Source organism: Streptomyces sp. NPDC032745 (assembly GCF_055579465.1).
Genome location: NZ_JBVING010000002.1, coordinates 89,441 through 101,447 on the forward strand (window position 1 = coordinate 89,441; position 12,007 = coordinate 101,447).

Consider the following 12,007-nt stretch of genomic DNA (forward strand, 5'->3'; position numbering starts at 1 on the left):
GTCCGGCCACCGCTCCGCGCTCCCTCAGCGGGTGCGCAGGGTGGTGGCCAGCTGGGCTCTGGAGCGTACGTCGAGCTTCTGGTAGATCCGGGTCAGCCGGGCCTCGACCGTCTTGACGCTGACGAAGAGCTTCGCGGCCGCCTCCTGGTTGCTGGCACCGTCGGCGACGAGCAGGGCGAGCCGAGTCTCCGCCTCCGTCAGGGCGGCCAGCGCCACGGCCGTGCCGCCCTCGGCCGGGGCCGGTTCCCGGTGCTCGGCGGCGAGCTCCGCCCAGGGGTTCGCGCCGGCCGCGGCGAACACCTCGGCCGCCGCCCGCAGCGCGGCGCGGGCGGGTGCGCGCCGGCGGCGGCGCCGTTCCACCCGGGCCAGGGCGAGCAGCGTACGGCCGCGCTCCACCGGGAGCTGGAGCGCGCCGAACCGGTCCGCCGTGGCCTGCAGCAGCTGCACGGCGGCCTCGGCATCGCCGTGCGCGGACAGGCACAGCCCGCGGGCCCGGTCGAGCGCGGCCACCACCGTGGTGCGCCCGAGGCCGAGGGCGACCGTGCGGACGGCGCCGAGCAGGTCCGCGGCCTCGTCGGGTGCGTCCGCGGCCACCAGGGCCTCGGCCAGCTCTCCGTGCCAGCGCAGGATCGAGGGGTCGACGACCTGCTGGGCCGCCTCCAGTTCGGCCACCCGGCGCAGCGTGGCCACGGCCTTCGCGGCCTCCCCCGTCGCCAGCTCGGTCAGGCCGAGCGCGTACAGGCTCCGCGAGAGGAACACCTGGTCGTGCTCCTCCTCCGAGGCCTGGATGCCGCGCCGGGCGTATCCGGCGGCGCGGGCGAAGCTGCCGCCCATGGCCTCGGCCATCGCGGCGGCGTACCAGGCGGGGCCCGGTGAGAGGCCCGCCTCGATGGTCAGTTCCAGGGCGCGGCGGGCGTGCGCGGACGCGACCGCGCACCGGCCGCGCCGCAGTTCGACCTCGGTGAGGCTGCGCAGCACCTCGAAGACGTCCTCCGCGGATCCGGTGCGCCGGACGGCGGGCAGCAGGACGAGCAGCTGGCGCCGGGCGTCGGCGAGGCGGTCGTCGAAGAGGGCGTGCCGGACGGCGAGGTACTGCGGCGCGTTGCGCATGCCGAGCGGTACCTCGGGGGCGGGCAGGGCCAGGGCCTCGGCGAGGATGTCCTCGGCGTCCCGGTCCCCGAGGATGCGGCCCATGCGGGCCCGTACGGTCAGTGCCATGGCCTCGGCGACCTGGTCGCCGCCCTTCGCAGCGAGTGCGCCGGCCTCGGCGGCCGCGTCGCGGGAGCGGACCGGATCGCCGTCGCTGAGGTTGTACTTCGTGGCGATGCGCAGCTGCACGGCCGCCTGGAGGGCGGGGTCTCCGGCAGCGTCGTCCATGGCGTACGCGAACGTTTCGTCGAGCGCGGCGAGGGCCTGTCCCGCGGCGTCGATCACGGCGAGCCGGGCCCGTACCCGGTCGGCGGGCGAGGCGTCGCGGGCCAGCACGGCGCGGGTGGCACGGCGTGCGAGATCGGCGCGGCCGGCCCAGCCGGCGTCCTCGGCGGCGGCGACGAGGCGGGCCAGTTCGTCCCCGGGCCGGTTGGTCGGCGTACGTTCGGCCGCGAGCAGGCCGAGCTCGGCGGCCAGGGCGCGCTTGCCTTGTCTCCGGCAGGCCGCGGCGGCCTCGGTGATCTCGGCGGCGAGCCATTCGTCGGGGGTGTCCACGGCCAGCGCACGGTGCCGTACGGCCTGGACGGGGTCGTCGACGGCGGCGGCGAGCGCGGCGTGTCCGGCGGCGCGCTCGGGCCAGCCCGCGTCGGCGGCCAGGGCCATGGGCAGGGCGCCGGCGGTGAAGGCGACGGCGCCGTCCTCCCCGACGGTGACCAGCGCGGCCCGCTCCGCCTCGGCGAGTTCGGCCTCGGCGTCGGGCCGGCCGGCCCGGCGCAGCAGGGCGGTCGTCGGGCGGGCCGCGAGGGCGGCGAGCAGCAGGGTGCGGCGGGCCCGGGCCGGGGCTTCGGCGAGGAGCCGGCGGGCGACCTCGCGGGCCTGGCCGGACAGGGGCAGGGGGTCGGCGTGGTGGGCGCTGGCGTCGCGGGCCTCGGCGGCTTCGGCGAGGGAGTGGCCGAGGGCGAGGGCGAGGCGGGGGTTTCCGCCGCTGGCCTGGTGGATGCGGCCGGCGAGGCGGGCGGGGAGGCCGTGGCGGGCGAGGAGTTCGGCCACCTCGTCGGCGCCGAGCGGGGGGACCCGGATCTCGGGGGTGCCGGGGCCGCACAGGGGGCCTCCGACGGGGGCGCCGCCCTGGACGCACTCGGCCACGAGGACCCGTACGCGGGGCGGGGTCAGGCGCAGGGCGAAACGCAGCAGATCGGTGCTTTCCGCGTCCAGCCACTGGGCGTTGTCGAGGACGAGCAGGACGGGGGTGCGGGCGGCGAGGGTGCGGAGCACCTCGACGACGGCGAGGCGCAGCGCGACGTGGTCGCGGCCGGCCCGGGGGGCGTCGGCCTCGCGGCGCAGGAGGGCGATGGCGGTGCGCTGGGGGCCGGAGAGCCGTTCCAGTGCGGCGCAGGGCACGGAGGCGAGGAGGGCGGCGGCGGAGGCCTCCGGAATCCACTGGTCCGCGGCGTCGGGGGCGAGGCGGAGCACGGTCTCGTGGCGGGTCGCGGCCGCAGCCGCGACCGCGCCGACCGCCTCCGTCTTGCCCGCGCCGGCGGGTCCGGTGAGGAGCGCCCGCCCGTGCGTGGTCAGCGCGCGTTCGACCGCCTTGATCAGTTCACCGTGTCCGACGGTCGTGTCAGCGTTCCCCGTCGCCGCCACCACGCACAGCCACCAGCCTCTCGGTCCCCACTCTGTGCCTTGCCTGTGAGAGGCGACAATACGAGGTCGGATGCCGGGTGGACACGGATTGTGACGCAGAATTCAGTCAGCTGTCAGGAAACGGCTGCGGACCTGCCGATACGAGGTGTATCAGCAGGTCCGCGGGCTCAATGGTCCGTACTATCGGGCCTTCAGAAGCCGAGGCTCCAGGCGTCGATGAAGCCGGTGTCGCCACCGGCGTTGTCGTTGACGCGGAGCTTCCAGGTGCCGTTGGCGACCTCCGAGGAGGCGTTCACGGTGTACTGCTGGTTGATGTTATCGGTGCCGCCGCCGGCCCGGTTGTGCAGCGTGTAGACGCTGCCGTCCGGGGCGACCAGGTCGACCTTCAGGTCACCGATGTAGGTGTGCACGATGTTCACGTTGACCTTGAGGGCGGCCGGGGCGTTGCCCGCCACGCCGGTGACCGTGATCGGGCTCTCCACGGTCGTGTTGTCGCCGATGTTCACGTTCGTGGTGTTCTCGAAGCCCGGGGTGGTCGGCGAGGTCACGGCGTTCACGGTGGCGGCAGCGTCGGCGAGACCGGCGCCGCAGCCGCCGGTGCAGGTGCCGGCGAGCGGACGGGCGTTGGCCTTGATGGCCGACTCGACCTGCGCCGGGGTCAGCGAGGGCTTGGCGGCGACGACGAGCGCGGCGAGGCCCGCGATGTGCGGGGCGGCCATGCTGGTGCCCTGGTAGGGCTTGTAGATCTCCGAGCCCGGGGTGGTGGCGCCACTGTTCAGGGTGGAGAGGATGCCGTTCTCGGGGGTGGTGACGGTGCCGGGCGTGTCGGTGGCGCGGCGGGTCTCACCGCCCGGCGCGGCGATGTCGACCTTGGTGCCGTAGTTCGAGTAGAACGAGCGGTCACCGGTGCGGTTGGTCGCGGCCACGGAGACCACGTTGTTGCAGCTGGCGGGCGAGAAGCCGGCCGCGTCCGCGTTGCTGTTGCCGGCGGCGACCACGACCGTGGTGCCGCGGGCGACGGCCGCGTTGATCGCGTTCTGGTAGGACGCGGTGCAGGCGCCGGAGCCGCCGAGGCTCATGTTGATGACCTTGGCGGGGGTGGCGTTCGCCGGGATGCCCGCGACGGAGCCGCCGGAGGCCCAGGTGATGGCGTCGACGATGTCGGAGGTGGTGCCGCCGCACTTGCCGAGCACGCGGACGGGCTGGATCTTCGCGTTGTACGCGATGCCCGCGACGCCCTTGGCGTTGTTGGTGGCGGCGGCGATGGTGCCCGCGACGTGGGTGCCGTGCCAGGAGGAGCCGCTGGCCGGGGAGCCGGTGCCGCACTCGTTCGCCGCACTCCAGTCGCCCTGGTCGGCCGGGTCGTTGTCGCGGCCGTTGCCGTCGCGGGCGCCGGTGGAGTCGCTGATGAAGTCGTAGCCGGCGACGATGTTCGGGGCCACGTCGGAGTGGGCCACGTAGCCGGTGTCGATCACGGCGACGGTGACGCCGGAGCCGGTGGTCTTGTCCCAGGCTGCCGGAACGTTCATGCCGGCGGTGGGCTCGAAGAGGTCCCACTGCTTGGCGTACTCGGTGTCGTTCGGGGTGGCCATCGCGTAGGCGCGGGAGTCCGTCTCCACGTACGCGACGTCCGGGTCGGCACGGAACTGGGCCATCACGTCGGCCGCCTCGGCGGGAGCGACGGAGCCGCCGAGGTTGACGAGAGCGGCACCGGTGCCGAGGCGGCGGTCGAACTTCGCCTTCTTGTTGCCGGCCTTCTTGCCCTTGGCGGTGGCGTCGTCGGCCGCGGCCTTGTTGGAACTGGCCTCGGTGGCCGAGGACTTGTAGCCGACGATCAGGTTCTGCACCGGCGCGGCGGCGGGGGAAGCGGGCGCGCCCGCAGCCGGGAGGGTGGAGGCGGCCGGGGCCGGCGCGGGCTCCGCACCGGTCAGGGCCACGGAAGCGGTGGCGGAGCCGGCGAGCAGGGTGACGGACATCGCCACCACGGATATGAGCCTGCGTCTCGTTGCGTGCACGGTGTTCCCTTTCGCGGGCCGTTTCCGGGCAAGCCGGAGCGGGCGGTTCGAGCTGTGTGGGAGGTGAACCGGCGGCTACGGGGCCGGGGACGGGTTGGTCACGCCCGTCCCGGCCACCGCTGCTCGCCGCGTTGCCCCGGCCGCTTCGGCGGGGCAGGGGCAACGGCGGTGCGGGCGATCCTCCCGGCCGTACGGCTTCACACCATGTGGGGTTGGCGCGGGGTCCGTTCGGGGCGGGAAAGATCGCCGGTGGGCAGACAGTAGGCAACGCGAGGATGAACCCGATACCGGGAAAACCCTTGTCCACCCCCCTGACGCCCCCCTACACCTCCCCGGGACCCTACCTCCCGCCCCTCCAAGCCCTCCTGCGGGGGTGTCCCGTACGGCGCGGGCCGACCGCACGTCGAGGCGGCCTCCAGCGGCAGCCGGAGAGCCGGTGCAGGGCAAAACCGAACATGTCACCCGAACTCGGACAGGACCCCCGCCCACAGCGCAGCACGGCCTGTCCCGGGCTACGGGTCAGGCCGTGCAGGGCTGCGTTCGCTCAGGGTCCTGTGCGCCGCGACGCGGCCTCAGCGGGTCGGGCACACGCGGCCGACCGACTTGCGTTCGTCTTCGGTGAGGTTCCGGTTGACGGACCGGCAGATCTCCTTGATCGATGCATCGGGATCGCGGACGACCCACAACCGCACCGTTCTGTCTTTGCTGCCACTGGCGAGGGTGCCGGAGCTGAACGTCACCGAGCGCACCACGGCGGTGTGGCCGGGCAGCCTGCTGCGGACCTTGCGCGTGGCCACGTGCCACAACCACACGTCCGAGTCGTCGCTGCCGGTGGCAAGCGTTTGGCCGTCCCTGCTGAACGCCACCGCGTGCACCGGGTACGTGGAGCGCGGCAGGGTGCTGCGATGCCTGCCGGTGTCCCCGTCCCACAACTTCACGGTGCCGTCGAGGCTGCCCGTGGCCAGGGTGCGCCCATCGGGGCTGAACGCCACCGAGCCCACCTCATCGGTGTGGCCGGACGGCGTTCTGAGGAGCTTGCCGGTCTTCACGTCCCACAACCGCACCGAGCCGTCGGTGCTGCCGGTGGCCAGGGTGTGCCCGTCGGGGCGGAACGCCACCGAGCTCACCGGCTTGACGGTGCGGTCGGACAGCTTTCTGAGGAACTTGCCCGTCTTCCCGTCCCACAACCGCACGGTCTTGTCGTCACTGCCGCTGGCGAGGATGCCGTCCCTGCTGAACGCCACCGAGCGCACCGCCCCGGTATGCCCCGGCAGCGCGCGGGCCGTGACCGTGTCCAGGTCCCACAACCGCACCGTCCTGTCGTCACCGCCACTGGCGAGGGTGCGCCCGTCCGGGCCGAACGCCACCGCCCGCACCGGGTCGCCGAGGCCGGGCAGCGTTCTGCGGAGCCTGCCGGTCTTCCCGTCCCACAACCGCACGGTCTTGTCGTCGCTGCCGCTGGCGAGTTCACTCCCGTCCGGACTGAACGCGACCGACCACACCGCGCCGGTGTGACCGGACAGCGGGGGGCGGCTCATGTCCGTGTCCGTGTCCCACAGACGCACCGTCTTGTCGTCACCGCCGCTGGCGAGCGTGCCGTCCCGGCTGAACGCCACCGACCACACCCCGTCGCCGTGGCCGGACAGCGGCGGGCGACTCGTACCTGCGCGCACATCCCACAACCGCACCGTGCGGTCGGAGTTGCCTGTGGCCAGAGTGTGCCCGTCCGGGCTGAACGCCACCGACCACACCCCGTCGCCGTGGCCGGACAGCGGCGGGCGACTCGTACCTGCCTCCACGTCCCAGAACCGCACGGTGCCGTCGAGGCTGCCTGTTGCGAGGGTGCGCCCGTCGGGGCTGAACGCCACCGACTCCACCGCTCTCGTGTGGCCGGACAGCGTACGCGCCGTACCCGCCTCCACATCCCACAACCGCACCATGCCGTCCTCCCCGCCACTGGCGAGCACGCCGTCACGGCCGAACGCGACCGAGGCCACCGGTTCGGTGTGGCCGGACAGCGTACGCGCCGTACCCGCCTCCACATCCCACAACCGCACCGTCCCGTCCTCCCCGCCACTGGCGAGCGCGCCGTCGGGACCGAACGCCACCGACCGGACCGCGCCGGTATGGCCGGGCAGTGTTGTGCGGAACTCGCCGGTCTTGGCATCCCACAACCGCACCGTCCTGTCACCACTGCCGGTGGCGAGCGTGCGCCCGTCCGCGCTGAACGCCACCGAGCGCACCACGCCGCCGTGGCCGGACAGCGGGGGGCTACTCGTGCCTGCGTCCACATCCCACAACCGCACCGTCCTGTCGGTACTGCCGGTGGCGAGTGTGTGCCCGTCGGGGCTGAACGCCACCGACCACACCGGTCCGGTGTGGTCGGACAGGCGGCGCCGCAGCGGGAGGGCGGCGGCAGCGTCCAGACTCTTGATCGATTCGATGGTGGGCTTCGTGCGGTACGCCTTGATGGCCAGCAATGCGGCGAGGTCCGGGTTTGCGCTGATGAGCGTGTCGGACTGCGCGGCGAGCTCGCGGGAGCGGGCCGTATTGCGCTGGACTTCGGCCGTCCGCCACTCCCAGAAGGCTACGCCCGCGGCGACGAGCGCCATGGCGAGCAGGACGGAAAGGAACCCGATGGTGATCTTGCTGCGCCGGATGACGGCCAGCTGGCGCTGCTGGCTCGCCGTGAGGAAGTCCCAGATGTCGCGCGGCAGGCGGCGTTGCTGCTGCCACTCGAGGCCTTCGGCGAGTGCCGTTCCCCCGAGGAGGTCCCCCGGATCGCTCCGCTTCTTCCAGCGTTCCTGCCGTTCGCGGGTGCCCTCGAGCCAGTCCTGGAAGCGGTGGTCCTGGCTGACCCAGTCGCGCAGCGTGCCCCAGTCCTGGATGAGTGCGTCGTGGACCAGTTCGGCGACCGGCGGGCCGGCTTGTTCGTCGGCGTCGCCGGGGGTGCGGGGCGTGTGCCTGGTGATGATGCGGTAGCCGGTGAGGGCCTCCAGTACCTCGTCGAAGGCCTCGCCGGCGTCGGGGCCGGCGTGGGGGTCGGCCGCCAGGTCGCGCAGGTCGTGCAGGGAGACCTGCGCGCGGATGGCGGGAATGTGGTGGGCGGGGTCGGCCGGCCGCACCAGAGAGGTCAGGATCCGCTGCGCGATGAGCCGGTGGTCGGGAGGCAACTGGTTGAGGGCCGCCTCGCACCACGTGGTGATGCTGCCCCTGACTCCGCCGATGCGCCGGTACGCCTCGTGCGTGAGGTATCCGTCCTGGCGCCTCTGCCACAGCTGGCTGAGCGTCAGCTCCAGCAGGGGGAGCGCGGTGACGGGTGCCTCGCGGGTCGCAGCGCCCTCGGGCGCGATGTCCAGGACGTCGCTGATGATCTCCTCGGGCAGCCCCTGCTGGAAATGGGCTCCCAGGTCCTCGGCCGGCTTGGTGATGATGTCGTGCAGGTCTTCCTGGCTCAGCGCGCTCGGTACGTTGAGGAGCCCCGGCATCGCCGCCTCCACGATCCGGGCCAGGGCCGCCAGCTGGGGGTAGAAGTCGTCACGCATGACCAGGATCACGCTGAGCTCGGCGTGCGACTTCACCGCTTCGGCGATCTGGTCCGTCGCGGCCTGGCGGTGTGCGCGCTGCCCGCCGTTTCCGGACGGAGCGAGCAGCTCTTCGAACTGGTCGATGACCAGGACGACGCGCTCGTACACGGGTTCGGCCTCGAGTCTGCGGGTGACGGCTGCGGCGATCCCGTCGGTGGCGGCACCCGGAAGCCCGGCGCGCTCGATCTCGAGCAGCAGGTTCTGCCGCGGCCGGGCGATGACCTGCAGCCAACGGTCACTGCCGGGCAGTCCACCGTGCGCCAGCACGGGCAGGACGCCGGCTTCGACCAAGGAGGACTTGCCCGAACCGGTGGGGCCGAGCAGCAGGGTCACCCGCCGCTGCCGGGCGAGGCTCGCGATGACCTGCCGTACGGCGTCCTTCCGGCCCTCGAACCAGTGGGCCTGCTCTGCGGTGAACGGCTCCAGCCCCTGGTAGGGGCACACGTCCTGCTCCACCAGATCGGGCCATACCTCGCGCAGGACCCGTACGGGGGTGACGTAGGCGATGCCCAGCCCCCGCGCGTACTCGTCCGGGGCGGTGATCTCGGTGAGCATGCCGATGACCAGGCCGGTCTTGGTGTCGAGGACCGGCCCGCCGCTGAACCCGGTGGTCAGGTCGTTGGCGCCGGTCAGCTGGAGCCGCTCGCTCCGGCCCTCGATGGCCGGCAGCCAGTTGCCGGCCCGGCCGTAGCCCCAGTGTCCGCCCGGCGGGGCCTGGGCGGGGAACCCGAACGAGCGCACCTCGTGGCCCTCGCTGCCTGCGGCAGAGCCCAACGCAAGCGGCTCCACGTCCGGCAGGGTGCTGCTCAGGCGGATGACGGCCACGTCCTCGTGCTCCGGGTCCCGCCACGGCTCCTGGAGGACCTGTCCCTCGACCCGAGGCGCGCCGGCCGCGCGCGGGAAGACCAGCTGTACGCTCCCGCCGGGCCCGGATCCGGCCCCGGTGACGACATGCGCGCAGGTGACCAGGACGTCCCCGGCCACCAGGAAGCCCGCGCCGGCCACCTCGCCGCCGACGGCGAGGATCTGGGCCACGGCGGGCGGCATTCCCGCTCCCGGGGTGTGGCCGCCGTCCGGCCCCCCGGCGGGATCCGGCCCCCCGGCAGTGCTGTCCACCCGGGTCAGCCCGCGCTGCCGTCCGGGCCCGGACGGGCGGCGGCGGACGCCTTCCATGCCACGGTCACGTTCAAGTGGCATCCGGCACCGGTCTTGGTGATCACGGCCCCGGCCTCGAACGCGAGGTCGACACCGAATCCGACGACGATCTCGTCGGGCCGCGCCTTGCGCAGTTGCTCGAGCGTGGCGCGGACCGTCTCCGTGATCGGAACCAGAGCCTCTTGCAGCGTCTCCGGCAGGTCGTGGATGGCTTCGCTGAGGCGACCGGCCTTCACCGGCCCCTCCAACGCCTCCGATCCGGCCGGGGCCTCGATCAGAAGACTGCCCCCACCGTCCAAGGGAATCCGAGCCAGAGGTGCCACAACTCCTCCTCCACCCGCACGTGTAGGGCTGAGGCCGCTCATGGCCGCGAACGGGACGGCGATGGCGTCGGGGGCCGGCGGCACATGCGATCGACCGATCGACGCGCGCACGAGCCCGCTGCCGGGTCCTGACCATCATCGTCAGAACCGGCCGCGTGCCGCATCCCGGGCTGCGCCGTACGGGGCCGAATGCCCGTCAGGGCCGAGGCTGCGGTTCGTGGTGCCTGCGGAAGTAGGTCCAGCTGGTCTCGTTGGGTTCGGTCCACTTCTCCGGGGCGTGCGCGTACTCGGGGTGGTGTGCGGCGATGTGGGCACGGGTGCGTTCCGGCACCTGCGCGTAGGAGGCGAGCTTGCGGCCCCGGCAGTGGAAGGTGAGGCCGCCCGGGCTCTGGCCCTGTTCCATCCAGGGGAGCCACGGGGACATCCGCATCCAGGACATGGTGCACGGGACACCGGGCTCGTCGGTGGTCAGCACCGAGCGCGGCGCGAAGAACTGGAAGAGCTCCAGCGCCCTGTACGTGTCGTCGGCGGAGTTCAGCGGGTACTCGGCGACCGGCAGGGGCGAGGGGTAGGCGAGCGGGATCTCCAGGCTGAAGCAGACCTGGTCCCCGAGCTCGGTCAAGGGGACGGGGAACGGCCGCAGCCGCAGGTTGGCCGGATCGTTCCAGATGTGGATCACCGGCTTGCCCTCCCAGGTGTCCAGGATCTCCCGGGTCTGCGGATCCAGGTAGAACGCGGCCTCCCTGGTGAGCAGTTGGAAGCCACCGGTCTCCGGGTCCTCGACGAGGCGGGCGACGTTGACGCCTTCGAAGCCGAAGAGGCGCCGGTACGGCTGGTCCGGGGCCCAGGAGTGGACGTCCCCGGACCACCAGAAGGTCACCTCGGCGCCGTCGAGCGAGGCGCGGGTGCGGGCGAACGCGTTCAGGAGCTCAGCGGGTGTCATGCCGCGTACTGTGCGCGGTCGCCCGCCGGCTCGGCAAGCTCCCCGGCGGCGTCCCGGCCGACATGCGGATGCCAGGTTGACGCTGCGGCCCGCACCGGCAACGGTGACCCACATGGGGAACGAACGCCGACTGCTCACACTGCTCGTCTGCCTGGTGCTCGGCATCGGGCTGACCGCAGCCGTGCTGGGCGCTGCCCGGGTGGCGAGCCCGGACGGGACGCCGCATTCCGGGATGAACTCCCGTGACTACGTGGACATACAGGACGTACCGGCCGGACCCCGCGAACCGTCGGCCGGGCCCGGTGCCTCGACGGGCACCGTGACGGTGGACTGCGGACGCAACGAGGAGCGCCACTACAACGAGGACAACCTGGTGGTGTCGCCGGGACTGCGCTCGGGCGCCCACCACACCCACGCGTACGTGGGGAACCTGTCCACGGACGCGATGTCGACAGACGCCTCCCTGGCCGCCGCCGCGACCAGCTGCCGCGGCGGCGACCGGTCCACGTACTACTGGCCCGTCCTGCGCCGGCTGGACCGGGCGGGCAGCCACCCGCACGAGAGCTCCGCCGGGCACGGCAACTCGGGCGAGATCCTGCCCGAGGCGGCGGTCTCCGTGGAGTTCCGCGGCAGCCCGGTGGGCCAGGTCGTGCCGATGCCGCGCTTCCTGCGCGCGATGACCGGCGACGCGGTGGCGTACACCGCCGCGAGCGACGCCGACGTCCGGGCCCGCTGGGGCTGTTCCGGCTCCCCCGACCGGTTCACCACGCGCTACCCGCGCTGCCCCGCCGGCGAACGCCTCACCCGTACGCTCGTCTTCCCCAGCTGCTGGAACGGACTGGACACCGAGAGCCCGGGCCACCGGTCGCACCTGGCCTTCCCCGCGGCCAACGGCGTCTGCCCGCAGGGCACCTTCGCCGTGCCGCAGCTGCGCATCTCCCTCGCGTACGAGGTGCCGCCGGGCGTGCCGGTCGCCGTCGACTCCTTCCCCGAGCAGCGGCACAGCCCGAAGACGGACCACGCGATGTTCGTGGACGCCATGACGGACGGGCAGATGGCCGCGGTCGTCGACTGCCTCAACGAGGGGCTCGGCTGCCGCACGTGAGAGCCACCCCGTCGAAGTGACGGGGGTCACATGAACCAGGCCCCGGCGGCAGGCGTGTTCTGTCCGCACCAGATGGGCGAGGAAGA

6 protein-coding genes are annotated in these 12,007 nt (G+C 73.2%); 1 reads left to right on the forward strand and 5 read right to left on the reverse strand.

Translation table 11 applies throughout. The features are described from left to right. Positions 1 to 24 precede the first annotated feature (24 nt). The 5 genes from ACZ5WG_RS04790 to ACZ5WG_RS04810 form a co-directional block, all read right to left on the reverse strand. Complete coding sequence (locus ACZ5WG_RS04790; protein WP_468720657.1) at positions 25 to 2,796, reverse strand: helix-turn-helix transcriptional regulator; 2,772 nt, start codon at positions 2,794 to 2,796, stop codon at positions 25 to 27. A 188-nt stretch (positions 2,797 to 2,984) separates the two neighbouring features. Then, positions 2,985 to 4,769 (reverse strand): S8 family peptidase, encoded by a 1,785-nt coding sequence (locus ACZ5WG_RS04795; protein ID WP_468721430.1) that lies wholly within the window; start codon positions 4,767 to 4,769, stop codon positions 2,985 to 2,987. Positions 4,770 to 5,380: 611 nt separating this feature from the next. Further along, on the reverse strand, positions 5,381 to 9,442 hold the full coding sequence (locus tag ACZ5WG_RS04800) for an nSTAND1 domain-containing NTPase (protein ID WP_468720658.1): 4,062 nt from the start codon (positions 9,440 to 9,442) through the stop codon (positions 5,381 to 5,383). 74 nt (positions 9,443 to 9,516) lie between these two features. Beyond that, entirely contained in the window at positions 9,517 to 9,915 is a 399-nt protein-coding gene (locus ACZ5WG_RS04805) for a CU044_2847 family protein (protein WP_468721432.1), read from the reverse strand. A 154-nt stretch (positions 9,916 to 10,069) separates the two neighbouring features. Continuing rightward, positions 10,070 to 10,816: a DUF1838 family protein gene (locus ACZ5WG_RS04810; RefSeq protein WP_468720660.1), complete on the reverse strand. Its 747-nt coding sequence runs from the start codon at positions 10,814 to 10,816 to the stop codon at positions 10,070 to 10,072. A gap of 112 nt (positions 10,817 to 10,928) precedes the next feature. Between ACZ5WG_RS04810 and ACZ5WG_RS04815 the strand changes: the two genes are divergently transcribed. Continuing rightward, positions 10,929 to 11,921, forward strand: a complete 993-nt coding sequence (locus ACZ5WG_RS04815; protein WP_468720662.1) for a DUF1996 domain-containing protein — start codon at positions 10,929 to 10,931, stop codon at positions 11,919 to 11,921. Positions 11,922 to 12,007: the final 86 nt, after the last annotated feature.